20 protein-coding genes are annotated in these 24771 nt (G+C 44.9%); 10 read left to right on the top strand and 10 right to left on the bottom strand.

Features of this window, described 5'->3' with window-relative positions; genetic code table 11:
- Nucleotides 1–294: 294 nt before the first annotated feature.
- The 6 genes from urtA (at nt 295) to M0C34_RS19760 (ending at nt 8040) form a co-directional block, all read left to right on the top strand.
- The gene (gene urtA / locus M0C34_RS19785) at nt 295–1590 is read left to right on the top strand and encodes an urea ABC transporter substrate-binding protein (RefSeq protein ID WP_371923095.1); all 1296 of its coding nucleotides are present in this window, start codon (nt 295–297) and stop codon (nt 1588–1590) included.
- A gap of 110 nt (nt 1591–1700) precedes the next feature.
- Nucleotides 1701–3308, top strand: coding sequence for an urea ABC transporter permease subunit UrtB (urtB, locus tag M0C34_RS19780; RefSeq protein ID WP_248713374.1), 1608 nt, complete (start codon nt 1701–1703; stop codon nt 3306–3308).
- 3 nt (nt 3309–3311) lie between these two features.
- Nucleotides 3312–4523 (top strand): urea ABC transporter permease subunit UrtC, encoded by a 1212-nt coding sequence (gene urtC / locus M0C34_RS19775; RefSeq protein ID WP_248713373.1) that lies wholly within the window; start codon nt 3312–3314, stop codon nt 4521–4523.
- Entirely contained in the window at nt 4516–5274 is a 759-nt protein-coding gene (gene urtD, locus M0C34_RS19770; RefSeq protein ID WP_248713372.1) for an urea ABC transporter ATP-binding protein UrtD, read from the top strand. Before urtC ends, urtD begins: the two co-directional genes overlap by 8 nt.
- A 14-nt stretch (nt 5275–5288) precedes the next feature.
- The gene (gene urtE, locus M0C34_RS19765) at nt 5289–5984 is read left to right on the top strand and encodes an urea ABC transporter ATP-binding subunit UrtE (RefSeq protein ID WP_248713371.1); all 696 of its coding nucleotides are present in this window, start codon (nt 5289–5291) and stop codon (nt 5982–5984) included.
- Between the two features lie 241 nt (nt 5985–6225).
- A complete protein-coding gene (locus tag M0C34_RS19760; protein ID WP_248713370.1) occupies nt 6226–8040 on the top strand; it encodes a S41 family peptidase in 1815 nt (604 codons plus the stop codon).
- On the opposite strand, the gene M0C34_RS19755 is transcribed toward M0C34_RS19760, so the two are convergent.
- The 4 genes from M0C34_RS19755 to M0C34_RS19740 form a co-directional block, all read right to left on the bottom strand.
- On the bottom strand, nt 8037–8525 hold the full coding sequence (locus M0C34_RS19755) for a GNAT family N-acetyltransferase (RefSeq protein WP_248713369.1): 489 nt from the start codon (nt 8523–8525) through the stop codon (nt 8037–8039). The genes M0C34_RS19760 and M0C34_RS19755 overlap by 4 nt on opposite strands.
- 268 nt (nt 8526–8793) lie before the next feature.
- On the bottom strand, nt 8794–9210 hold the full coding sequence (locus tag M0C34_RS19750; protein WP_256469395.1) for an SRPBCC domain-containing protein: 417 nt from the start codon (nt 9208–9210) through the stop codon (nt 8794–8796).
- Nucleotides 9211–9346: 136 nt separating this feature from the next.
- Nucleotides 9347–9586, bottom strand: a complete 240-nt coding sequence (locus tag M0C34_RS19745; RefSeq protein ID WP_248713368.1) for a hypothetical protein — start codon at nt 9584–9586, stop codon at nt 9347–9349.
- A gap of 147 nt (nt 9587–9733) precedes the next feature.
- A complete protein-coding gene (locus M0C34_RS19740; RefSeq protein WP_248713367.1) occupies nt 9734–10543 on the bottom strand; it encodes an ion transporter in 810 nt (269 codons plus the stop codon).
- Between the two features lie 262 nt (nt 10544–10805).
- Between M0C34_RS19740 and M0C34_RS19735 the strand changes: the two genes are divergently transcribed.
- On the top strand, nt 10806–12689 hold the full coding sequence (locus M0C34_RS19735; protein WP_248713366.1) for a methyl-accepting chemotaxis protein: 1884 nt from the start codon (nt 10806–10808) through the stop codon (nt 12687–12689).
- A 59-nt stretch (nt 12690–12748) separates the two neighbouring features.
- Here M0C34_RS19735 and M0C34_RS19730 read toward each other — a convergent pair whose 3' ends face one another.
- The 3 genes from M0C34_RS19730 to M0C34_RS19720 all read right to left on the bottom strand — a co-directional run bounded on the left by M0C34_RS19730 (nt 12749) and on the right by M0C34_RS19720 (nt 16903).
- Nucleotides 12749–14725, bottom strand: a complete 1977-nt coding sequence (locus M0C34_RS19730; RefSeq protein WP_248713365.1) for a hypothetical protein — start codon at nt 14723–14725, stop codon at nt 12749–12751.
- A 26-nt stretch (nt 14726–14751) separates the two neighbouring features.
- Entirely contained in the window at nt 14752–15531 is a 780-nt protein-coding gene (locus M0C34_RS19725) for a hypothetical protein (protein ID WP_248713364.1), read from the bottom strand.
- Nucleotides 15532–15754: 223 nt separating this feature from the next.
- A complete protein-coding gene (locus M0C34_RS19720) occupies nt 15755–16903 on the bottom strand; it encodes a hypothetical protein (protein ID WP_248713363.1) in 1149 nt (382 codons plus the stop codon).
- A gap of 306 nt (nt 16904–17209) precedes the next feature.
- Between M0C34_RS19720 and trhA the strand changes: the two genes are divergently transcribed.
- Complete coding sequence (gene trhA, locus M0C34_RS19715) at nt 17210–17839, top strand: PAQR family membrane homeostasis protein TrhA (RefSeq protein ID WP_248713362.1); 630 nt, start codon at nt 17210–17212, stop codon at nt 17837–17839.
- 4 nt (nt 17840–17843) lie between these two features.
- Here the strand turns inward: trhA and M0C34_RS19710 are convergent, their stop codons facing one another.
- Together M0C34_RS19710 and M0C34_RS19705 are read right to left on the bottom strand one after the other, a co-directional pair.
- Nucleotides 17844–19283, bottom strand: a complete 1440-nt coding sequence (locus tag M0C34_RS19710) for an MBL fold metallo-hydrolase RNA specificity domain-containing protein (RefSeq protein ID WP_248713361.1) — start codon at nt 19281–19283, stop codon at nt 17844–17846.
- A 254-nt stretch (nt 19284–19537) separates the two neighbouring features.
- Nucleotides 19538–20788, bottom strand: coding sequence for a methyl-accepting chemotaxis protein (locus M0C34_RS19705; protein ID WP_248713360.1), 1251 nt, complete (start codon nt 20786–20788; stop codon nt 19538–19540).
- Nucleotides 20789–21229: 441 nt separating this feature from the next.
- Here M0C34_RS19705 and M0C34_RS19700 point away from each other — a divergent pair, with 441 nt between their 5' ends.
- Entirely contained in the window at nt 21230–22426 is a 1197-nt protein-coding gene (locus tag M0C34_RS19700; protein WP_248713359.1) for a potassium/proton antiporter, read from the top strand.
- Here M0C34_RS19700 and M0C34_RS19695 read toward each other — a convergent pair.
- Entirely contained in the window at nt 22423–23358 is a 936-nt protein-coding gene (locus tag M0C34_RS19695) for a LysR family transcriptional regulator (RefSeq protein ID WP_248713358.1), read from the bottom strand. The genes M0C34_RS19700 and M0C34_RS19695 overlap by 4 nt on opposite strands.
- 94 nt (nt 23359–23452) lie before the next feature.
- Here M0C34_RS19695 and M0C34_RS19690 point away from each other — a divergent pair, with 94 nt between their 5' ends.
- Nucleotides 23453–24625, top strand: coding sequence for a multidrug effflux MFS transporter (locus tag M0C34_RS19690; protein WP_248713357.1), 1173 nt, complete (start codon nt 23453–23455; stop codon nt 24623–24625).
- Nucleotides 24626–24771 lie beyond the last annotated feature (146 nt).

Below are 24771 nucleotides of genomic sequence, written 5' to 3'. Positions count from 1 at the left end.
CTTTGTACCACATTGGTGCTTTTCTTTGGTTTCGAATTGGATCAATTTGGTGCGTTTGTTTCAAAAAGGTGCGTCAATTTGGGGGTTGCTTGCTAGTTGATCATTTTGGTGCATTTTTTAGAGTGGTTCGCTCGAAAACTGTGCGTTAATGATTTGTTAATTTTGACCTTTGTTTATTAAGTTGTTGATTTTATTGTTTTTGTCTTCTTTGGCACAGTCAGTGCTCTAGTGTATTCAGCACTGCATGAGGTACCGCATGCTCTAAAGGACTATAAAATAATAGGATATATAGCAATGACACAACATAGCAAATGGAAGAAGTTGGTAACGGTAGCGGGCGGCGTAGCCCTAGCCTTTTCAATGAATGCGGCACAAGCAGCAGAAACGATTAAAGTGGGTGTTTTACACTCTTTATCAGGCACCATGGCCATCAGTGAAACAACACTGAAAGACACGGTGTTAATGATGATTGAAGAGCAAAACAAAAAAGGTGGCCTACTAGGTAAAAAGCTTGAGCCGGTAGTGGTTGATCCTGCTTCAAATTGGCCTTTGTTTGCAGAAAAAGCCCGTGAATTATTAGATAAAGAACAAGTGGACGTTATCTTCGGTTGTTGGACGTCGGTATCGCGTAAGTCGGTACTGCCTGTTATTGAAGAACTGAACGGCATGCTGTTCTACCCTGTTCAATACGAAGGTGAAGAAAGCTCTAAAAACGTATTCTATACGGGCGCTGCTCCTAACCAACAAGCTATTCCTGCGGTTGATTACTTAATGGCAGAAGAAGGTGTTGAGCGTTGGGTACTCGCGGGAACCGATTACGTATACCCACGTACGACTAACAAAATTCTTGAAGCTTACTTGAAGTCTAAAGGCGTCGCTGACGCAGACATCATGATTAACTACACGCCATTTGGTCACTCTGATTGGCAAACCATCGTTTCTGATGTGAAGAAATTTGGTGGCGCAGGTAAGAAAACAGCGGTTGTTTCAACCATTAATGGTGATGCAAACGTACCGTTCTACAAAGAGCTAGCTAACCAAGGTATCTCAGCAGAAGACATTCCAGTAGTGGCCTTCTCTGTAGGTGAAGAAGAACTATCTGGTTTTGATACGGCGCCTCTTGTGGGTCACTTAGCGGCTTGGAACTACTTCCAGAGTGCTGACAGCGAAGCAAACGAAAGCTTTATTGAAGCTTGGAAAGCTTACACGGGTGACGACAAGCGTGTAACTAACGACCCAATGGAAGCAACATACATTGGTTTCCAAATGTGGGCTGAAGCGGTTGAGAAAGCCGGTACTACAGATACTGACCCAGTACGTGACGCAATGTACGGTATCACCGTGCCTAACTTAACTGGCGGTTACGCAGTAATGAATACTAACCACCACCTAACTAAACCAGTACTTATTGGTGAAATCCAAGCTGACGGTCAATTTGAGACAGTATGGCAAACAGCTGGTGGCGTAATTGGTGATGCATGGACAGACCATCTTGAAGAGTCTGCGTTGATTGTTGCTGATTGGACAGCACCGATAGCGTGCGGCAACTTCAATATTAAAACAGGCCAATGTTCAGGTCAGAACTACTAAGCTAGTTCGCGTAAACAGCTAAGCGCCTTAGGCGCTTTATTAAAAAAGGCGCGACTGGAGTGATTCGGTAGCGCCTTTTGTATTTGAATCAATCAAGAGTAGGGATTGTTTTGAGCATATACATATCTCGTTTCTCTCGCTTTATTGCCAGTGTATTACTCGTATTGTGGGTACTACCAGCGGCAGCTAGCGACTGGGAACAGGCAGTGCAGGCCTTAACTGCAAAAAATAATAATCAAAAAAAACAAGCTATTGAAGCGCTCATCGCCACTGGCGATACGCGTAACTCATTAATATTTCAAAGTTTGCTAGACGCAACATTGTATTACCAAAAATCAGACAAACAGGTGGTAGTGGCGACCAAAACGGGGAGTGAATATGCCTTGGTGTCGGTGATTGATAGCAGCGATTTAGGGCTGGTGAAGAAGTCAAAGATCAAAAAAGTGTCTGTGAATAACAAAATCCGCCGTCAGCTACGCAATGGTTTAGCGCTGGTGGGGTTAAATGCTGAATCGTCAATTGACCGTATTGCTGCGATTCGCTCCTTGATGAATGACGCTGATGCCAGTTACAGCCCCTTAATTGAAAAACGTTTAGTGGCTGAGCAAGATAAAGACGTCATCGCCAAGTTAAAAGAGATGCAGGCCATCATCAATTTGCAGTTTGCCGATGCGCCTGCGCGTGTTGAAGCGGCCCAACTGCTCGCTGGTAAGCTCGACCCGGCTTCACGCAATGTCTTGGTTAAACAGCAAGCCAGTGAACAAGATGCTGAAGTACTAGAAGAAATTGATAAAGCCATCGCGACTAATCAGCAGTTACTGCAAGTAAACAGTATCGCTGAAAACATGTACTTTGGCCTAAGTTTAGGCGCTGTATTGCTACTGGCAGCAGTAGGCCTGGCCATTACCTTTGGGGTGATGGGCGTGATTAACATGGCCCACGGCGAAATGATTATGCTTGGCGCGTATACCACTTATGTGGTGCAGCAGTTAATGCCTAACAATATTGAGTGGTCATTATTAGTGGCGGTTCCTGCTGCCTTTGTGGTGTCAGGTTTAGTGGGTATTTTGATTGAGCGCGGCGTTATTCGTTTTCTCTACGGCCGACCTCTAGAAACCCTATTGGCTACTTTTGGTTTAAGTTTAATGTTGCAGCAAGCGGTGCGCAGTATTTTTGGTCCCTTAAACCAAGCGGTGATTACGCCGCAATGGATGAGTGGCTCGTTAGAAATTAACGGCGTGTTGTCGCTGACCTATAACCGCTTATATATCATTGTGTTCAGCTTTATGGTGGTTGCCCTGTTGTGGACTATTTTGCGTAAAACTTTCTTTGGTTTGCAAATGCGCGCGGTAACCCAAAATCGCCCTATGGCCAATTCAATGGGCATTCGCTCAAGCTGGGTAGACGCGATGACCTTTGGTTTGGGTTCTGGTATTGCCGGTGTGGCTGGTGTGGCCTTAAGTCAGTTAACTAACGTCGGCCCTAACCTTGGTCAAAACTACATTATTGATTCGTTCATGGTGGTGGTATTTGGTGGTGTAGGCAACTTATTTGGTACCGTGATTGGTGCCTTAACCTTAGGTGTGGCAAACAAGCTGATGGAACCCTTTGCTGGCGCAGTATTAGCCAAAATTATGGTGTTGGTATTCATCATCTTGTTTATTCAAAAACGTCCTCGAGGCTTGTTTGCCTTGAAAGGCCGTACGGTGGAGGACTAAGTCATGCCAAAGTCATTATTAGTAAGATTTTTAGTGAAAGATAAAGTGGGCAACGCGATGTTGTTAGCTTTACTATTGTCGGCGATTTTAGTGCCAATGATGAGCCTATTGCTTAGCCCAGAAAACCCGCTGCATTTAAGCAGCTACTGGGTCACCTTGTTAGGTAAATACCTATGTTATGCCCTGTTGGCTATTGCCGTTGATTTGGTATGGGGGTATTGCGGTATTTTGAGTTTGGGTCACGGGGCCTTCTTTGCATTGGGTGGTTATGCTATGGGCATGTACCTGATGCGCCAAATTGGCGACCGAGGTGTATACGCCAATCCTGAATTACCGGACTTTATGGTGTTCCTCGATTGGTCTGAGCTGCCTTGGTACTGGTTTGGTTTTGATATGTTCCCGTTTGCTATGTTAATGGTGTTTTTAGCACCAGGAATATTGGCTTTCATCTTTGGTTATTTAGCGTTCCGTTCGCGAGTAACAGGGGTATATCTGTCAATTATTACCCAAGCCCTCACTTATGCCTTAATGCTAGCCTTCTTCCGCAACGACATGGGTTTTGGCGGTAACAACGGCTTAACCGACTTTAAAGATATCCTGGGGTACAACTTGCAAGCGGATACCACCCGTGCGGTGTTGTTTGCCTTAAGCGCTTTAGCCTTAGCCGGTGCTTACGTATTGTGTCGCTGGATCGTTAACTCAAAACTGGGTCGAGTATTAATTGCGGTGCGTGATAGTGAGAGCAGAACGCGCTTTATTGGCTATAGAGTAGAACGCTTCAAGCTATTTGTGTTTGTTGTATCAGCGATGTTGGCGGGGGTGGCAGGGGCCTTATATGTGCCGCAAGTGGGCATTATTAACCCTGGTGAATTTGCCCCGCTTAATTCGATTGAAAGCATTGTTTGGGTAGCCGTAGGCGGCCGAGGTACCTTGTTTGGTGCAATATTTGGTGCGCTATTGGTGAACTTTGGTAAGTCTTGGTTTACCGGTGCTTTCCCCGAACTATGGTTGTTCTTCCTAGGTGGTTTGTTTGTGGTGACTACCTTGTGGTTACCTAAAGGCGTGGTGGGGTTATATGCCAGCATTAAGCGAAAAATAAGTGAACGTGCGGCGATGAAACCTAGCGAAACTAAGCAAGCTGTTGAAGCCACAGAGGTAAGCAGCGAGGGCGGTAAAGCGCCTGCAAAGCCAAGTGAAGGAGCAGCAAATGCGTAGTGTACATATTCCTCAAGACACCATTCTATATGTTGATGGTGTTACTAAGAGCTTTGATGGCTTTAAAGCACTTAATAGCTTGTCGCTAATCTTAGAGCCCGGCCAAATGCGCGCCATCATTGGCCCCAATGGCGCCGGTAAAACCACCATGATGGATGTGATTACCGGTAAGCTGCGCCCCGATGAAGGCTCGGTTTTCTTTAATAACGACATCGACTTGACCCAGCACGACGAAGCCGAAATTGCCAACATTGGTATTGGTCGAAAATTCCAAAAACCGTCGGTGATAGAAAACCTCAGTGTGTTTGAAAACCTCGAGCTTGCCTTGGCGGGGCGACGTGGTGTATTTGAATCGCTGATGCATAAACTGTCTTCCAGTGATAATAAGCAAATTGGCGATACGCTAGCTTTGATCCGCTTAAGCGACAAGCAAGACTGGTTGGCTGGCGCTTTGTCTCACGGTCAAAAACAGTGGTTAGAAATTGGTATGTTGATCATGCAAGAGCCACAACTTCTGCTGATTGATGAGCCCGCCGCAGGCATGACCGACGAAGAAACCGCCCTTACCGCCGAACTGTTTAAAGAGCTAGCAAAAAAGCACTCTTTGGTGGTGGTTGAACACGATATGGATTTTGTAAAAGCCCTCGATTGTCCAGTAACGGTATTACACGAAGGTTCGGTATTAGCCCAAGGCACCCTTGAGCAAGTACAGCAAAATCAACAAGTTATTGAAGTGTACTTAGGGCGCTAGGAGGCGAAATAATAATGTTAGAACTTTCTCAAGTGGATAGCCACTATGGTGCTAGCCAAGCCTTATATAATGTTAATTTGAGCGCTGAGCCGGGCAAAATAAGCTGTGTATTAGGGCGCAATGGGGTAGGTAAAACTACCTTGCTCAAGGCCTTAGCTGGCCAGCAAAACATTAGCGCTGGCAGCATCATGTTTAACGGTAAAGATATTAGTAAAATGTCGGCCGCACAGCGTGCCAAACAGGGCATTGCTATTGTGCCACAAGGGCGTGAAATATTTGGTCAGTTAACGGTGCTAGAAAACCTAAAAACGGGTTTTTCTGTGTTGCCAAAATCAGAGCGATTTATCCCTGATGAAATATTTCGTTTGTTCCCGGTGCTTAAGCAAATGCTAGCCCGGCGTGGTGGTGATTTATCGGGTGGTCAGCAGCAGCAGCTGGCGATCGCAAGAGCCTTAATCATGCGCCCTAAACTACTGATGCTCGATGAACCCACCGAAGGGATTCAACCGTCGATTATTAAAGACATCCAAAAGGTATTGGCATTACTGCGCGATCGCGGCGAAATGGCGATTGTATTAGTAGAGCAGTACTTTGACTTTGCGGTGGCCTTAGCCGATCACTACACCGTGTTAGACCGGGGTAATGTGGTACTGCAAGGCAGTAAAGACGAAGTTGACGAAGCCGATGTAAAACGCTGGATGAGTGTTTAACATTTAACTCAGGTTACTACTATGGCCGCTCTCTTGAGCGGCTTTTTTGGTTTTTTAAAAGACTTTTGTTGATTAAGGTTTCGTTAATCTACCTTCATTCGACAGGTAAGCCTGCAGCTCAATAAAACCTTATTATGCAAAACTATGATTTTAGGCTGTGTATCAAATTTTTATTAATATCAGTATGTTAATCTCATGGCCTCAATACTTATAGATGACTCATTGCTACAAGGAGGTAGTTTTGCATTTAGGTTTTCCTGCCGTATTCGTCACCATTTTTCTGGTGGCTTGCGCCACCAATACTCCTTCAAAGGTTGACGTTGCAGTAACACCCAGCAACAGTGAGCAACCGGCAGTAGCGGGTGCTACCAAGCCTGAGTATGATGATTCTGTACCACAAGCAAAGCCCATACTTGGCGATTCTCCGGCAGTAACCCAAAATCTTAAAACCGGAATGAAGCGGTTAACAGCGCTGCTTTCTCGATCTCACATACAAGCTTTTGACTCTCAGCGCCTATTATCTCAGTACTATTTTGATCAGTTAATTGCGCTTGAATTTAGTCAACAGTGCTTGCTGAGCGCAGAAGAACTTAGCGCTTTACGCCAAACATATCGGGATGATTTAGCCTTAGGTTTGGCTAAAGGCCTGTTGGACAGTAGCTTATCTATCTTGTCTTTAGCTGATGAGCGAAAGCAGCAATCTCTAGTTTACAAAATTCAGCAATTTGAACCAGAACAAGCACCTGTTAGTCAGCATGCCGCCCATGAGTTAAGCGCTTGTTGGCAACAGCAATTGCAAGACGATTTGCAGTGGTTAGCGCGGCTAGGCTTAGATACAGAAAGCGCTCGCCAGTTTGTGTATAAACGTTACCAACTGCAGTTAGACACACTTGAGCAGAACACCGATATTCATCAATTTGACCGTTTAGCGCAAGCTTACGTGAAAGCTTACTCTAACTCCGAATCTTACCATTCTGCTGAATATAAAGAACAGTATAGGAAGGTTTCAAATGGAACGTATGGACTAGGTTTGGTGTTTGATAGTGACACGAAAGGAGCGAAAGTTAAGTACAAGCGGGGACATTCCAACAGTGCGCTAAAAGTAGATGATGTGATTGTTGCTATTGAAGACAATGGCAGGGTGATACCACTATTAGGTGAAGAGCTGGCTAGTGTTGTTAGCTTGGTCAAAGGGCCAGAAGGTAGCACTGTAAAGGTCATGGTGCTTAAAGCCAATAGTAATGAGTTAGTTACTTATACGGAGCAGCGAATCGCTTTTAAGCGGGAAATGCTCGGTTACAAAATCATAAAATCGCACCCGAAAACCGCGCTTATTCATTTTGAAAGCATGCCTAAAGATTTCGCCAAAGAGCTGGAAGCCGCGCTCATTGAGTTGCAAGCCAAAGGTGTTGATAATGTGTTGATAGATTTACGCAACAATGGCGGTGGGTCGTTGACTGAGGTAATAACACTACCAGGTTTATTTGGCATTACCGAGCCAGTCTTACTCGTGGCACATGGAAAGGATTCGCAGCTTGAAGTTGAAGCTATGAGTGCAAAACCCGCCGCAAATCCGTTTCTTGGTAAGGTTACTATTTTGCTTAATCAAGCATCGGCCGCTGGCACCGAGATTTTTGCAGCGGCAATGCAAGATTACGGTCGAGCAATTATCATAGGGGACACAAGCTTTGGCAGAGGTACTATACAACAGTATCGCTCGCTGTCGCGACTATACGACGTAGAAGAGGTTTTTGGTGCCGTTCAATATACTATCGCTAAAGTATATAGAATTACTGGTGAAGGCCTGCAAAATAGGGGTATTAGACCTGATGTGGAGTTACCGATGGTGCGTCCTTTAGGTGATAAGCCTTTGGACCCGCGACTAAAATGGGATCAGATAGAAGCGTTACAAGGCAGAAGTCGCGCCTTGCAGATTGATATTAAACAGCTTCAAACAAAGTTAAAGTCTCATTATGATTTAACTGAAACGCTTACCGAGCAGCAGGTTGAACAGTTAGCTGTAGAACTGGCCTTAATTTACGCGGATCTCAACTAATAGTCGCTGAGTTGCTTGTGCATTATTAGGCAATCGATATAGCTAAGTTCGGGATGTTTGTAAGCTTTAGGAATGGTCCCTATGATGCTAAATCCTAATTTCTGCCACAGTGAGATAGCCACCGTATTGCTGGATACTACCGAGTTAAATTGCATCGCTTTAAACCCCAGTTTTAGCGCTTCTGTTTGTGAGTGCACGCATAGCTTGCGGGCGACACCTTGGCCGCGTGCTGCTTCACTTACCATATAGCCACAGTTGCAAATATGTTTACTGGGACCCATTGCATTAGGCTTAATATAATAGCTGCCCAGTATTTTATTATCTTGCTCAAATACAAAGCTGCTAAGCGGCAGCTGGCACCATAGCTGATAGGCTTGCTGCTCACTCATATTGGGGTCAAAGGCATAACTTTGTTGGGCTTTTATCACGGCCTTGAAGTGTGGCCAAAAAGCGGTGAAATCTGCTTGGGTCATGGCTCTTATCATTAGGTGCTTCCTTACTTTGACTGATTGCCAAGATGCAGGCTAGTTTATACTTTACTCATGGCTGGTTGTTAAGCAGAGTCGATACTAAAGGGTAGTGTACAGATTATCTCGGTGCCGTTTCTAGTGGTAATGGCTGGTGTTAGATGAAGCTTGTGGAATAAATCGTGTCAACAGCACTTTAGACAGAGTAAACCTTTAAATAAATGTGCCAGCGATATTGCTGACACTCACTTCAACAGGCCATAAGCAGTATTGATTTTCGAAAGAGTTAGCAAACCTGCTGCTTTATCTGCTCTAGCCATTTACGGTGATAGGCTTGAATTTTGTTTGCCATAAAGTATTTACTTAGCCACGTTATGCCATTGCGCTGAGTCGCTTCGGTAATAACTTTACAGCCTTTATTTGAAGGTTGCAGCACCCATGCATGATACATATCTGAAGTGCCTATTTCCCCCTTCCATGCCAGCCGTTTATTGGGGGTAAATTCGACCACAGTGCCTTTTATGGTGGTTAACGGGGTTTGCCAATAGAAAATAGCGCCTTTAGATAAAGCTTGGCCGTTGCCATCGATAATTTGTACTGAGGTGGTATTGCGGCGCCACGTTGGCCAATCTGGCGCGTGAACTAAATTAGACCAAATATCTTCGGGGGAGGCTGAGATATCTAGCTGATTTTTAACATGTATTTGAGAGTGTTTCGGGTGGTAGTATTTGGGCCATCTAATTTTTTAATAGAGATTAGCTTACTCCTTTTGCTTATTAAGAACGCTTATTATCTCATGTTGGCCAAAAATAAGCCAATTAGGCTTGGTCTCACGGGCCTTAATCGAGGTGTTTAAGTTTGAGCTGAAGCTTATCATTCATCGCGTTGGGGCGACGTTCGCAGGCACCCGATTTACAGTTTTGTAGGCAAAGCTGCCATAGGATTGGCTTCGCGTCTGCTTGAACGTCTGCCAGATCGTTTATGCAAATTGCCCCTTGGGCGAGCAGTAGTTGTAACTTAGCGACTGACAAGCTGAGGTGGATTCGATTGGCGTTAGCAGGAGGCGGTAGTTTTGTCATTGTCATTCCCAAATATCAATTGCGAATGATTATCATTACTGTGTTTTTGACTGTGGTCAAGTTTCTTTGATTGTTATCTCGGATCTTGGCTTAGTGTTGAAGCAACGCTTAACGGTTCTGTGCAGTTAAGCGCTGTGTTGCATGTGGTCAGCGCTGCTTAAGGAGGGCTTTTATCTCGGCCAACTCTTGTTGTAACTCTCGTAAAGTCGGCTCATTGGTGCCTTCGGCTAAGCTTTTTTCTTGCGCGGCATTGCTGTGCTCTTGCTCCATAACGTTTACTACGATACCAATGACCATGTTGAGAAAGGCGAAGGCAGAGAGGAAGATAAAGCTTAGGTAATAGCTCCAGCTAAAACTATACACCGCCATGGTTTCATACATCACGTCGGTCCAATCTTCAAAGGTCATTATTCTAAATAGGGTTAGCATAGATATAGCAATGTCTCCCCACAGCGTGGGGTTTATCTGTTCGAATAAGGTGCTGCCAATCGCGGCATAGATATAAAAAATAATAAACATTAGCAACATCACGTAGCCTAACTGGGGCAGTGATTTAACCAATGAGGTTAATAGAATACGTAGCTCTGGAATGACTGACACCATCCGCAGTACTCTAAATACTCTTATCAAACGGCCGATTACCGCCAGTTCAGAATTGTCTATGGGCACCAGGCTAATCAACACAATCAGCGTATCAAACACGTTCCAGAAGTTATTAAAGAAGCGCTTTTTGTTAGGTTCGGCGATGAAGCGGATACTAATTTCGACTAAAAAGAACAGGGTAATGATGTAATCTAAAACGATGGTGGCGGTCACCACTGCGGGGGGCAGTGCATAGGTTTTAGCACCGATTAGCAGGGCTGAAACGAGAATGACGGATATCACAAATAGCTCAAACAGCTTGTTGCGTTTAAGTCGTTCGAATTGTGTTTGTAAGCTTTGGCTGTTAGTGGTCAATGTTTGCAACTGCAGTATGATGAAATGCTGTTTTCAATTCTGCCGTATCTTGGGTCATTAACTCAAGCCTTAGATTATTTTATGGTCAAGCTGGTGGTGGCTATTCGTTAGGAAAAGGAGGGGTCGATGCTGTATTTACGGTGTTATCATATTACCCTAAGCCTAAGAAAAATAACGGTTGTGGGAGCTTAATCTACTCACCCGTCATTAAGCTAAGTTATAATTTAGTGACGTCCATTTTATCCCCTTGTTAAGGCCTTACATGTTTAAAAACCTTTCTTTAAAAAATAAGTTGGCAATCTCTGCTAGCTTAGCGATTATTCTCGGTGGCTTTTTGGTTGAAGGCTTGTCATTTCGGGCGTCTTTAGAGCGCTTAAAATATGATGTTGAGCAACGTTTGCTAAGCGCGTCAGCGTCCTACAACCAATACGTGTCAGACTGGTTGTTATCAAAAGAACGCTCACTAACTTCATTGTCTAGCGATGCCGATGAAAAACAGATAGTGAAACATTTAGCCCAAGTACGCGATGCTGCTGCTTTTGACAATGTATTTTTAGCCTATCCAGACGGCTCTCAGAAAAATCCAAATGGCGTGGTATTGCCAGCAGGTAACGACGACCCTCGCAAGTGGGGCTGGTATATTAATGCGCTAGCAGCACCTAACAAGGTGTTCATGGACAATCCCACGGTTGCAGCGGCAACCGGGGCTAATGTTGTCTCTTTGGGTAAAGCCTTAACACTCAACGGCCAACAAGTCGTTTTGGGCGCAGACGTTGAAATCACCGATATTCTTAATAGCTTAGAGCAGGTTATTTTACCGGGCGATGGTTATATGTTTATTGCTAATAAGCAAGGCAATGTATTTGTTCATCCCGATGCTAACCTGCTAAATCAAAGCATTAGCCGTTTGGGTTTAAATTTTAATGATGTAAAAAAAGCCGCTTCTTCAGCCAAATATATGTCGATAGTTATCGACGGCGAAGCCTTTGTTATTTTTGCTCGCGACATTGCGGGTACAGGCCTCGTCACCGTGAGTGTGGTTAATTACGATTCGCTAGTCGCGCCTTTGTTTGATGCGGTGATTGGCCAAGTTATTGTCACCCTGCTGGTGGTGGTTGTCTGTGTGATTTTATTTAACCTACTGTGTAATGTTTTATTTAGACCACTTGGTAAAGTGTCAGACGCCTTGGCAGAGTTTGCTCAAGGTAATGGCGATTTAACTCAGCGTATTGAGATTGACAATCAAGATGAAGTGGGTGACTTAGCGGCTAATTTCAATACCTTTGTTGAATCATTGCAACAGCTGATTAGCCATATTCAAGTGCAGTCGGGCAAACTTGCTCAGCAATCAGAGGTGGGCATTAACCGGGCTAATCAGTCGGTGTCTGAAATTGAAGGTCAGCAGCAAGAGATTGCGATGGTGGCAACAGCGGTAACCGAGATGGCTTCAGCCACTCAAGAGATTGCCTCTCATGCTGATCGCACCGCTCAAGCTGCACAAGACTCTACGGTGAGCACCAACAGTGGCCATGAACTAGTGATGAACTCTAAGGCTTCGATTAATTCCTTGGCGAACGAAGTAACAGAGGCGGGGTCGGTGATTGCTGAGTTGAGCCAACACGCTCTAGAGATTAACACGGTATTAGCCACCATTCAGGGGATTGCTGAACAAACTAACTTGTTGGCACTTAATGCCGCCATTGAAGCGGCACGTGCAGGAGAGCAAGGGCGCGGATTTGCGGTAGTCGCTGACGAAGTGCGGGTATTGTCACAGCGTACCCATACCTCTACTGTAGAAATTAAGACCACGATTGATACCCTGCAAAAAACCACAGAACGAGCGGTAGCCTTAATGGGCAGTAGCTCTAAACTGGCCAGTGGCTCGGTTGAAGATGCGGATAAGGCCACCAGTGCCTTAGAAGAAATTACCAACGCGGTGACGCTGATCAGCGATATGGCAACTCAAATAGCCACCGCAGCACAAGAGCAAACCCATGTGACCAGTGAAATCACCCAAAATGTGGTGTCGATTAAAGACGTAAGTGACCAGTTAACCTTAGGGGTAAACGACGGTTTGGAGCAGTCTCGTGAGTTGCAAATTCAAGCTGAAGATCTGCAAAGTAAAGTGAAAACCTTTAAGCTTTAGCGATAAAAAAGCCGCTCTAGGTAAGAGCGGCTAGTCTTTTTTAGCTTGGTGGGGACTCACTAATTCTCGGTAGTGGCTTCTGGTTCGTATTCACTTTCTTTACGCTGAGAAAACGTTACATGATCTTCGGGTGCACTTAAACTTTGTTCGCTACTGCGATTGGCTAGGCGCTCTGGGGCAGACTTTGCCTTCATTTCTAGGTTTGAGCTGTTGTATTCCTCTACCACTTTACGCTGCTCATCATTCATTGCTGCGGTGCCAGCGCGGTTGCCAATGCTGTGCATTAACTCATGGTGCAGTTCATCAGCTAAGTTTTCATCGCCATGCATGGTCATGATATGGCGTGGGAACATTAAGTTGGTATTACCGATACCTGCAAAGGTAGAGCTGATAACACGCGTTACAAATAAACGCGGCTGAATGGTTGAGGTAAACACACTCGTCTCTAGGCTGGTGCTGTCGTTGAAGCCTTTACCAAAGGTGCGGGTATCTTCTTTAACCGTACCTTTACACTTAAAGTAAACCAAGCTCGATTCAAACTGAATTTCGCTCCAAAACGGATGGCTTAGGTTGCTAAGCAGGCGACCAAAAATGGCGCAAATGCTAGCGGCGACCAATAAGCTAAGTACGGTAAAAAAGCTTTCAATGCTGGTTTGTACAAACGCGGGTCCGGTTTGGTCGTCCAGTAAGTCAAACACTACGCCATCGTAAAAGCTGGTATAAGTGGTGAGTGGGGTGAGTGCGTAAAATACCAATAAGGTAGCTATCATGAGTAAGGCTTGGGCAAGGCTGGTAGACGCGATGCGCATTTTTTTGCTTACTGGTTCGTCTGTTTTCTCTACCGTTTTCGGTTGCGTTTCTTGAATCAGCTCGCCATCAAATTCGCCATTGTTAGGGTTTTGTCTGGCACTTAGCGGTTTATAAATTCGGTTTGGTACTTTCTTGTAGCGGCGGCGTTCCATTACCTGATGGTTAAATTCGTTGAATATATCCATTGGGCGGGCACCTACTTCGCTGGTGCGAGGCAGCTTGTCAGTGATCTCGGTGGTTGGGTTTGCCTGTTTGGCGCGTAAGGCGGTTAACCCTAGTACTAAGCCACAGCTAATGATTGCAAATACAAAAATTAGGCCCAGCCAGGTAGCGTTGCTGTAGCTGTTGTAGGCAAGGTCGAGCATTTGAGTGGCCCAAACCATGCCTTCATTTAATTCAGCTTCTATTTCTAAACCACGTAGTTGAGCAGCAATAACCTCTTGATATTTTTCTAGTTCGTAGGAAAATATTTTACCCAGTATTATGTTGATGATAACCGGTACGCTCACGCACACCGCCACCATTTTCACAAAACCAAAGGCACTTACTGTTTCAATACCACGGCCTAAACGACGGTTAAGTGGGCGGCCCGCTCTAAACCACACTAGTGCCACATAGCACAGCAGGGTAAAGGCAAAAAATGGCATTAAAATAGTGGCTTTATCACCCGCTAAACCTACCGAAGTAACAAAGCTTAAAATGGCAAAACCAAAAAGGGCAACAAGGGTTTGTACCAGTGCGCCAACAACGCGCTGTGCTAAGTTTTGAATAGGGTAAGGCACAAAGGTGATTTTAGGAAACAGCGTGTGTAGTAGTCGAGCGACTAAACCTACGGGTTCCTTAAAGGTGTAGTTTTTGCTGCCAACCAGCATGGATTCAATTTGCTGCTGATCGTAGGCCACGTCTTGGCGTTCACGATTTGCGCTGTCTTGCTCTGACTTAGCGTGATTGAAAGACAATGACGTAGGCGCCGAGCGACCCACGTAAAAACGCATTACTTGCATTAAGCCGCGGCCTAATGTCCATAAGCCATTGGCCATTAACACAAAGCCAATTAAAGCGAATGTCCAGCCAGTAATAGGGTGAGTTTGTACTGCACTGGCCACGTTTAGTAACGAGAGTAAGCCAAGTAGTGCTGTTATGCCGCCACGAATGGCACGCAAGGTGCCTTCAAAGCGAAAGGGATTGCGGATCCCTAAGTCGAGTGAGCCATGTTCAAAAGACATGTGAGTTCCTTAAACGATATCTTGGATTAAATAAGAGTTTGGTAGCCGTCTGCGTCGGTTTTTACATCTGAGCTTGCAGCGTTTGTACTACTGGACATTGGTGTTGATTCGCTAGGTTTATCGGCATTAGCAAAAATGCTTGGGAGCTGCTTTTCTAATGAGCTACCAAATGCTAAACGCAATTTGTTACGCAGCCGACCCACTGAAAAGCTAATAATTGCTTTACTTAAAGCAAAACCTGCAATTAAACCCAAGAAGGCTCTACCGTAGCTATTGCCGTAATTGCTACCGTACTGGCTTAGCTCAGAGATCAGTATGGGAGTATCCCAAAGCACAAAAGGGATAGATCGTAAAAAATTAAGGAGACCGCTAACGCTAAATTCAGGGTTTACCCAAAAAGCGGTCCAAGCAAATATTACGGCTAAAAGGCCAGTGATTACTAAGCGCCATTTTTCCAATTTTTGCGCAATGCCTTGCAGAGGAATAATTCGCTTAGCCGCATTTTGGCTGTTCTGATTGGTGGTATAACCTAAGAAATCATTTGAATGAATGTAGTAGCCGAAGCGAAAGGTTTTCTTTGTTTTTTTGTCTTCGCCCCATAGGGTTGAAATTAGCCGAGTTGATGGCGGAATATCGGGCTTAAAATCAATGCCCATGGTTTCAACTTTGCCATTATTGTCTTCCAAATAGATGTTGGTTCCGTCGCTAAATTGTTTGGATCCACCATAGGTTTTTGTTACCGAAATAACATTGTAGTCATAGTCATTTTTACCCACTCTGATGGTGGTTGGATGAGATATTTCCATTTTTTTCTCGCTACTGCAATTGGTCTATTTAACTCAAAATATGGACGGTAAACGCCCACCAATGCAGATTTTGCGGGAAGAATATTACACTAACAATGCGCTTAAACTAAAGATTATTATAATATTTAAAAAAATGTCATTGTTTTGATTTATATGACATTTTCATGATTTTAGGGCTGTATTGTTGAGCATTGCATTAGTATTTACACAGTGAAAAATTTTGTTACTTATCTTTGGGTAGGCAAATGTGCTGACGCAACAACTCAGCCGAGTCGGCTGCATTAGCTTGGCAAACAAACAAGCCTATTTGCTCATAACCTCCCATCATTTGGGTTTTGGGTAGAAACTCAACATATAGCCCACAACCAGGGCCATTATTCACAATCATGTTGTAAGCTGGGCTGATGTCCATTTGCTGCATTAATGTTAAAATAGCTTGAATAGCCTGCTGTAATCCTAACACCAATTGCTGCTGTTCTAGCTCGGTTAATTGATGAAGGTAACGCTTGTTAGCATCTTTAACTATTAGCAACATGTCCAACGGGCGCTTCATAAAATACGGTACCATTAGTTGCCATTCGCCATAATCCTTTACTAGCAGCTCAGTGGGGTTTTCTTCAATCATATACTGACTGAACGATTTATTATGCCGCTTCCTAAAACGCAGATTATTGAAGAAATGCTGCGGCAAAATATTACTGTAAGCAATTTGCTGGTGGCCATGCACCAAAGAAGCACCTGCGGTTGCACCATAGTTTTTGATGATCGATACGTAACCACTTACCGACTCTTGAGCTAATTGGGTTTCAGAGCGAGCCATGAAATCAGTGGGTTGATTAAGTAAGCTTTTTTCTAAAAAAGCTAAGCGCTTAAAGCTAATTAGTGCGTCATTAAAGGGCAGGTTTTGCCAGTCTTTGTTATGAATGGATGACGTCCATTGCAGTAGGTGAAAACCATAAGAAGCGCGACCTAGATGCTCGGGATCCTGATGTTGGAAATAGTCAGCCTCTTCATAGGGGAGGTTTTCAATGGGATGAAAAATAGGATAGAGATTTTTATTAATGAAGGTAAAGCCTTCACTGTGCTCGGCAATATCTAAAATGTCGGCGCTTTTCCCTTCACAAATCGGGCATTGGCTATCTTGATGCGTGGCCACGGGTTTAGCGGTGGTGTGTACCCGTTTGGCTCTCGCTGAATTGTAGATCACCAAATTGCCGTTGCGTGGGTCGATTTGGCAAACACCATCAGGAGCAAACTGTTTTAATTGAGGGTCATCGCTGATGTTTTTAAGCAGCTGTTGAAACTGCAGCTGACTAAGGTCTTCACTGATAGCTAAAGATTTGGCTAAGGCCAGTGGTAACTGTTGTTTCATCCATCGTCCTCTATCTGTGAAGCGCCAATTTTTCAGTGCCATCTTAGTATAGGATAAGCAAATGTTTTTGCGGGCGTAGTTGGCCACTAAAAACAAGTCACGTTAAATTCGCGATGTTTACTTTATTGTTAATAGTTGACGTTTTGTGGCTGGCTTCATCTCCTACATGCGGTATGTCTTTATTGCTGTGTTGCGGGTTTAAGTTGTAGCTACTCATTTTCCATATTGCTTGTTAAAATGTTTCAGTGTACAAGTGTACGCTGAAATATTAAGGTAGTAGCCAAGATTAAAAATGTAGGTCACGACATGCTTGTCCCCACTAGTTACTCTGCTAGAGAAGAAATGCTCAATGTAGTGTCTCACTTACTCGGTTTGCTGATTGCCATCTTGGGCTTAGTGATGCTTGTTGGTAAAGCTAAAGGGCTGCTGGAGCTTAGTGCTGTTGGCGTTTATGGCGGTTCGCTGATTTTGTTATTTTTGGCTTCTTCGCTTTACCATGCGGTGCCCAATCAGGCTTGGAAAGCCGGTTTAAAACTGTTTGATCACTCGGCTATTTATTTGCTGATCGCCGGAACCTACACTCCCATTTTACTGATTGCTTTTGATGGCTGGTTATCACTGGTTTCGATGATTGTTATTTGGACCCTCGCAGCCTTCGGAGTGGGCTTCAAGTTGCTTACAGGCACTCGCTTTCCCAAAGTGTCGCTGACCACTTATTTGGCCATGGGGTGGTTGGCCTTAGTATTGGCCTACCCTATGTATCAGCATATACAGGCAGGTGGCTTGTGGTTAATTGCAGCAGGGGGCTTATTGTTTAGTGTTGGTGCGATGTTTTATGTGGCCAAACATAAAGCCTACACCCACGCCATTTGGCATGTATTTGTAGTGGCAGGATGTGCCTGCCACTTTGCTGCCATTTATGAGTATGTGCTGTAGTGGCTTAGGGCAACCAAACTAATTCAGGTAAGGCGCTGATATCTAACTTATCCCCCCGTTTTGCCGTTATTATCGAGTGTGGTCGAATCGCCGATGAGGCTTGGATTGCCTCGATCAAGCCTTGCTGAGCACTTGCTTCCCCATGTACTAGAATCAGAGGCGGGGCATCCTCAAACTGTTGATACCAATGCATTAGCTCTGCTTGGTCGGCATGTGCTGATAAACCACCTACCGTGTGTAGTTTAGCGGCTACTTTAACCGGTTTACCGTGAATGGTGAGGTGGTCTACGCCATCGACTAATAGGCGCCCAGGGGTGCTTAGCGCTTGATAGCCGCAAATAATTACATCACATTCACTGCGCCATAGATTGTGCTCTAAATGGCAGCGGATCCGACCGCCATTACACATACCGCTGCCAGCAATAATGATTAAACCTTGGCTAATGTCATTCAGTTCCATCGACTCTTCAGTACTTTGAATAAACTCTATATTTGACAGTAGCGGGTGCTCTCCTGGATGCTGGCGGGTAAAGCGTTTAAAGTCATCGTCCATCACCGGATAATTGTTGATATAAACTTTGGTGGCCTCAATTGCCATTGGGCTATCTAAGCAAATCTTCCAGCGTGATAAATCCCACTGTTTGGCATATAAATGAAATAAATACAGTAGCTCTTGAGCGCGACCGACTGAAAAGGCTGGAAGTAGAATATTACCTCGGCTGCCGCTAATAGCGGCTGAGAATATTTGCTCAAGTTCGTTAATGGTGTCGTCCCAAGAACGGTGTAAACGGTTACCGTAGGTGCTTTCCATTAGGACTAAATCAGCCTGCTTAATAACCACTGGGTCGTTCAATATTGGCATGCCTTCACGCCCTAAGTCACCGCTAAACACCAGCTTTTTCTGAGTGCCTATTTCACTTATCCAGAGTTCAACAATGGCTGAGCCTAGAATATGTCCGGCATCAGATAGCTGAATAGTGAGTTGCGGAAGTACCTCCACCTTCTGCCCGTAACTCAAGGGATAGAATTGTTTAACCGTTTGTGCGACATCGTCTTCATTAAACAGTATTTCAAGCTCAGGAAGATTGTTTTTAATTCGTTTTTTGTTTTGTCTCTCGGTATCACGTTGTTGCAGCATCGCGGCATCTTTGAGCATGATTGCACAAAGCTCTGCAGAGGCTTTATGAGTATAGATAGGTCCGTTAAAACCTGATTTTACTAGCTGGGGGATCCTGCCTGAGTGGTCGATATGCGCATGACTCAGAATAACCGCATCGATGTTATTAGGATCGAAAGAGAAGGCTTGGTGATTGCGTAATGCGTCGGCTTTACTGCCTTGAATTAGACCACAATCTAATAATACGTTTTTGCCATTTATCGAGAGCAGATGACAAGAGCCGGTCACCTCTTCGGTAGCACCTAAAAACTGTAGAGTCATGGTCATAATGCACCTCCAATCTCGAGATTAACGTCTTCTTTAGACGTGTTCACCTTAAGGATAGACCAGCCCCTACACAAAATGTGTGCGCAACAGCAAAACGCTAGCTCACGCATGGCAGGAGGAAGTACTGCTTTAGATTCACAAAGGAGGGATTGCTGGCGATTCAGCGGCTAGCTTAAGCCAAGAATCAATAGGTATAGCAAGCGATGGTGCTATCGCTAAAGGCTAATAACTAGCCTTTAGCGACGTCGAGGGACTTATTCTGCTTTTAATGTTGAAAGCTGTTGGTTAAGTAGGTTAGCCACTTGTGATAATTCGCCACTAAGGGTTTCGATGTCGTGTGCCAGAGAGTTTTGCACTCCAGCCGCTTCGCCAATACCGGTAATGTTGCGATTAATATCAGCGCTGACATGGCTTTGCTCTTCAGCAGCAGTAGCCACTTGAGCGGCATTGTCATTGATGGCCGCGATGCTGGCCACAACGGTATGCAACTGTTCATAGCTGGCTTCAGTGTCTTTGGCTGTGCTGTTAACTTGCTCGCGGCTCGTAGCAATTAAATCAACGGTGGCATTTACATCACTTTGTAGTGCTTGAATCAGTTGATTAATTTCTTCGGTAGAGCTTTGGGTTCTGCCTGCTAAGTTTCTCACTTCATCGGCCACCACCGCAAAACCTCTTCCTTGCTCACCAGCCCTTGCGGCTTCAATGGCTGCGTTGAGAGCCAGTAAGTTAGTTTGCTCGGCAATACCACGAATAGTTTCTAAGATGCTGTTAATATCTTGGCTACGCCCTGCGACCTTAGTGATGCGCTCACTAATGCCTTCCATACTGCCAGATACATTGCGGATCTGCTCTACCGAGCTTTGAAACTCTTGTTGAGTTTGGCTTAGTTGCTGCTCTGCTTGTTGCGCATTGCTGGCGGTACCGTTGGCTAACTCAGCAACATTACTGGCTGTCGAAGACATTTGGTTTACTGCAGTGGCAACATTGTCGGTTTCGCTATGTTGTAAGCGACTAGCTTCTCCAGCTGATTCTGCATTCTTGGCTAGGGTGAGTGAGCCTTGAGTGAGGTGGTCAGATTGTTTTTGCAGCTCGTTAACCATTAAGCGTAGCTTTTCGGTAAAGGCATTAAACTCACCGGACATGTTGACCAGCTCTTGATGACCTTGAATATCGAGCTTGAGTGTCAAGTCTCCATCATTACCTGCTAGGTAACCAATGCGGCGAGTCACTTCCGCTAATGGGTCTAAAAAGCTTTGTACAATGCGTGAAATAATGAAAAGCGCTATGGCTCCACCAATCACCGCGATCAATAGCATAGTACTATGTGCATCTGCGGTTGTTTGGGCGAATAAGTCTTGAAGTTGACGGGCATCTAGCTGGCTAGCTGCGGCGGCTTGCTCGGCACTTAGCGAAGCACCTCCAAAGATTAACATGCTGCTTAACAAGCAAATAAATAGTAGCGTGATACTGATTAACAATTTTAGTTTAAACGACAACTGCGCCATTCTGATCCTCCGTGAATGCGTATCCGTCTAACATCGCATACTTTGTCCTTAAGTGCTTAACTTTTATCGTGTATTGTCGGTGGTTCAGCAATTTTTTTTGTGCAGAAGAGAAAAACATGGTGAGCCAGTGAATATTTACCATAAGTGGCTAAAATTGCGTGGCGATTCTAGCCTTTATTATTGGCCGAAAAAGCACCTAAACCCAAATCTTGTGGTGTCGCTCAACGAGTGAGGAATAAACCTATCAGTGTTACGGATCTGGCGGGTGTAGTAAGCCAAGCCGGTAGGTGTGTATTTAGGTGATGTTTTAACAGAGCGCTAAAGAACGGGCTAACAGTTAACGCCGGGGAGTAACAAATACGCTTAAACTTAAATTGCTTAAGGACCAAAATTCAACATCTTAGCTATGCTATTATGGCTTAAACATCTTTTGGAGTTGCTATGCCCTATCAATTGATATTACTTGGCCTTGCGGGGCTTATTGCCGTCGGCATTTTATTACATCACCCTTCACGTACCCTGGGCATCCCTTCGTTACTGATTTTTATGGGCGTGGGCCTTACGGTGGGTAATGGCGAGTTCAATTTTGTGTATGACAATTTGCAGGTCTCTTCTCTGGTGGGTTCTTTCGCTTTAAACATTATTGTTTTTGTCGGAGGCATTAATACGCCGATTAGTAGCATTAAAGTGGCCTATAAAGAGGGCGGAGTGTTGTCTTCTTTTGGCGTGGTATTCACTTCACTGATTTTTGCCGTGATCTTCTATGTTTTATTTGATTATGACTTTATCTATTGTTTGTTATTTGCGGCAGTGATTTCGTCAACCGATGCCGCAGCGGTATTCTCTATTCTTGAATCTAAAAAACTAAAACTAAAAGAAAGCACCGACACCGTTTTAGAATTTGAATCGGCTACCAATGACCCGGTCGCTTTAATTATGGTCGTCATACTAACTGGCTTGTCGTTAGCTCCCGATAGCGGTGTTTCGGTGATGCAAATAAGCCAAACCTTAGGCATACAGGTACTAGCGGGCGTTGGTATTGGTTATGTTATGGGCAAATTATGTGTGCTGGCCCTGCGGCGCATCAGTTTGCAAGAGTATGGTTTGATTCCAGTGTTTGTGTTGGCGTGCTTCATATTAGCCACCTATGGCAGTGAATTTGCTGGGGGAAATATTCTAATCGCTTCATACGTAGCGGGCGTGGTGATTGGCAATGGGCTTAAACGCGGTAAAGAAGTTAATAAGCACTTCTTTAATAGCATTTCATGGTTAGCTCAATCGGTGATGTTTATTATTTTGGGGCTGCAAATTTTCCCTCAACAACTACTCGAAGTGGTTTGGCTAGCCTTGATACCCAGCGCATTATTGATGTTAGTCGCTAGGCCATTGGCTGTGCAGTTGTGTTATTTGCCGTTTCGCCAAGCGTCTTGGAAAAAACGCCTATTTATCTCCTCTATCGGTTTGAAGGGGGCAACACCTATCGTGTTTGCTTTGATCCCCGCCGCCGCTGGAGTAGAAGGCTCTTTAGAGATGTTGCATATGGTGTTTTTTGTGGTGCTGTATTCGGTGTTGATACAAGGCGCTGCTATCGAGCCCTTAGCTAAAAAACTTAAACTAAATCAAGATGAAAGTACTTAAGTGGTTTGCTGGCAATGTTCAATAATGAGCTGGCGCAACCAGCGGTGAGCATGGTCTTGTTCTAGGTGCTGAGGCCATGCCAATAAGTAACTAAAGGGCTCCATTTTTACCGGTAAGGGCAGGATCTCCAGCTGATGAGTGCCGCTCACTACATTGGCAAAACTGCGGGTACAGGTGAACACTAAGTCGCTTGATTGACAGAGTAGGGCTGCGGCAAAAAAGTCTGCGGTTAAGCTGCTGTTTTCTATATGTAGCCCTTGCTCGGCTAACACTTTATGTAATAACCAATGCGGGCCAACCTCGCATTCACAATTGACATGGGCTTGCTCTAAATAAGCGGATAAGTCCCATGGTTGCTGTAAGGCTGGGTGGTTGTTCCTGACTAAACAAACGTGATCTTCTTTGTACAATTCAATGGTCTGTAGCTGGCTAGGTACTTGTTTACTTTGATACTCTCGAGGCGCACGCTGGTCATTGTCACGCGCTAAAATGGCTAAATCGAATGTTCCCTTTATTAGGCCTTCAATGCTTTTATTATCTAAACGATGGGTATCTAATTTAAGGCCTGGTGCTTGTTGCATCAGTTTGCCAAAAAAACGCGGTAACAAGGTGGCAAAGCTGGTTTCATTTAAACAGCAGTTAAAGTTACGCTGGCTGGTATTGGGGTCAAAGCCCTCAGCTTCAATGATTTGATTGGCGTTTTGTAACCATTGCCGGAGTTTAGGCTCTAAGTTACGCACTCGTGGTGTTGGGCTTAACCCCCCTGCATGCCTCACAAATAGCGGGTCATTAAGTTGTAGGCGAAGCTTAGCCAACTGTTTGCTAACGGCTGATTGGCTTAGGAATAGTTTATCAGCAGCACGAGAGACACTTTGCTCTTCGAGCAAGGTGAGTAAAACCGGCAGTAAATTTAAGTCATATTGCTGAGACATAATATTCCTATTGGGACTTAGGCTGAATCCAAATCATCATTACCATTCATAATATAGCGGTTTTACAATACGCGCCCAGATTTAGGAGTTGTGAATGCGTTTGTCTAATCCTTTACCCTTGTTTATGTTGATGGTGCTGTTTTCGCCCCTAGCTATCGATATCTTTTTACCCGCTATTCCGCAAATGGCGGCGTCTTTTCAAGTGCCTGTCGCATGGATAACTCAAACTATTCCGGTGTTTTTATTTGCGTTTGGTATTGGCCAGCTACTTGTTGGGCCGCTGGCTGACCTATACGGGCGCCGACCTGTAGCCTTGTTGGGGGCGGTGATTTATGTTGTGACCTCGGCCATAGCGGCGCTGGCTGCTAGCTATGAGGTATTGATGTTAGCGCGCTTAGGCCAAGGTATTGCTGCCAGTTGTTTGTCAGTTGCAGCTTTTGCTGGGGTGCGTGATCACTTTGGCACTGAACGCTCTAAAAGCATCTTTAGTTACCTTAATGGGGTGATATGCATCGTGCCTGCCTTAGCTCCGCTGCTAGGAGGCGTATTGACCCACTGGTGGTCTTGGTCGGCTAACTTTTGGTTTATGGTTGGTTTTGCAGTGGTGGTGTTATTGGCCATGCTGGTGATGCTAAAAGAAACCAAACCTCAAGATAGTCAGTTTAGTGGGCGTTTATACTCTTTGAGCCGCTACGGTAGCGTTTTGAAGGTGAGTAGTTTTCGCTTCTATTCACTATTAGTGATGTTAGGCATGGCCATGATCATTGCCTATGTTTCGCAATCTCCTGGCCGGCTAATGGTGGATATGCAACTGTCCAGTGGCGATTATGCCTTGTGGTTTGGCGCCAATGCCTTGATTAATATTATTGCCGCATTTTTAGCCCCTCAAGCGATTAAATGCTTGGGACAAACAGTTGGTTTGTGGTTAGGGGCTTGCTTAATGGGGGCATCGGCGGTGGCCTTAATCTTGGCACAAGAGATATTGCATCCACTGGCCTTTATGGCGCCGGTATTTGTCTCTAGCATTGGCTTCTGCTTTCTCATTGCGGTTGGCACTGGCAGCGCATTATCCCCTTTCGGTGATAAAGCTGGGACCGCATCGGCATTGCTGGGGTTTGTGCAAATGACCGGTTCAGCCTGTTTAGTGGGGGCTTTTGGGGTGAGCGGCTTAACCATAAGCGAGCAATTAGCCGCCCTGATGGCACTGCCATTTCTATTGATGGCGCTATCTCTAGTTAACCCAAAGTTAAATGAGAAACTGGCTTAATTAGAGCACCTTGACACTGTGGTATAGACAGTTTTTTGCGGCGTGCAGCCAGCCATCATCGCTTGAATTTGTAATGCTATTTCCCGAATAAGCGCCAATTGGCGCTTTTTTTATGATTAATTGACGTTCATTGGCCTGTTGGTGTA

The organism is Agarivorans sp. TSD2052, assembly GCF_023238625.1.
GTDB lineage: Bacteria > Pseudomonadota > Gammaproteobacteria > Enterobacterales > Celerinatantimonadaceae > Agarivorans.
Note: the sequence above shows the minus strand (reverse complement) of the source record. Positions and strands in the feature narration are given on the sequence as shown.

What these genes read in the sequence shown, in the direction of transcription:
- M0C34_RS19690 (WP_248713357.1), top strand. Translation starts at nt 23,453, where the DNA reads ATGCGTTTGTCTAATCCTTTACCCTTGTTTATGTTGATGGTGCTGTTT.
- M0C34_RS19700 (WP_248713359.1), top strand. Translation starts at nt 21,230, where the DNA reads ATGCCCTATCAATTGATATTACTTGGCCTTGCGGGGCTTATTGCCGTC.
- urtA (WP_371923095.1), top strand. Translation starts at nt 295, where the DNA reads ATGACACAACATAGCAAATGGAAGAAGTTGGTAACGGTAGCGGGCGGC.
- M0C34_RS19755 (WP_248713369.1), bottom strand. Translation starts at nt 8,525, where the DNA reads ATGATAAGAGCCATGACCCAAGCAGATTTCACCGCTTTTTGGCCACAC.
- M0C34_RS19745 (WP_248713368.1), bottom strand. Translation starts at nt 9,586, where the DNA reads ATGACAAAACTACCGCCTCCTGCTAACGCCAATCGAATCCACCTCAGC.
- M0C34_RS19735 (WP_248713366.1), top strand. Translation starts at nt 10,806, where the DNA reads ATGTTTAAAAACCTTTCTTTAAAAAATAAGTTGGCAATCTCTGCTAGC.
- M0C34_RS19695 (WP_248713358.1), bottom strand. Translation starts at nt 23,358, where the DNA reads ATGTCTCAGCAATATGACTTAAATTTACTGCCGGTTTTACTCACCTTG.
- M0C34_RS19730 (WP_248713365.1), bottom strand. Translation starts at nt 14,725, where the DNA reads ATGTCTTTTGAACATGGCTCACTCGACTTAGGGATCCGCAATCCCTTT.
- M0C34_RS19710 (WP_248713361.1), bottom strand. Translation starts at nt 19,283, where the DNA reads ATGACCATGACTCTACAGTTTTTAGGTGCTACCGAAGAGGTGACCGGC.
- M0C34_RS19720 (WP_248713363.1), bottom strand. Translation starts at nt 16,903, where the DNA reads ATGAAACAACAGTTACCACTGGCCTTAGCCAAATCTTTAGCTATCAGT.
- trhA (WP_248713362.1), top strand. Translation starts at nt 17,210, where the DNA reads ATGCTTGTCCCCACTAGTTACTCTGCTAGAGAAGAAATGCTCAATGTA.
- urtE (WP_248713371.1), top strand. Translation starts at nt 5,289, where the DNA reads ATGTTAGAACTTTCTCAAGTGGATAGCCACTATGGTGCTAGCCAAGCC.
- M0C34_RS19725 (WP_248713364.1), bottom strand. Translation starts at nt 15,531, where the DNA reads ATGGAAATATCTCATCCAACCACCATCAGAGTGGGTAAAAATGACTAT.
- urtC (WP_248713373.1), top strand. Translation starts at nt 3,312, where the DNA reads ATGCCAAAGTCATTATTAGTAAGATTTTTAGTGAAAGATAAAGTGGGC.
- M0C34_RS19705 (WP_248713360.1), bottom strand. Translation starts at nt 20,788, where the DNA reads ATGGCGCAGTTGTCGTTTAAACTAAAATTGTTAATCAGTATCACGCTA.
- urtD (WP_248713372.1), top strand. Translation starts at nt 4,516, where the DNA reads ATGCGTAGTGTACATATTCCTCAAGACACCATTCTATATGTTGATGGT.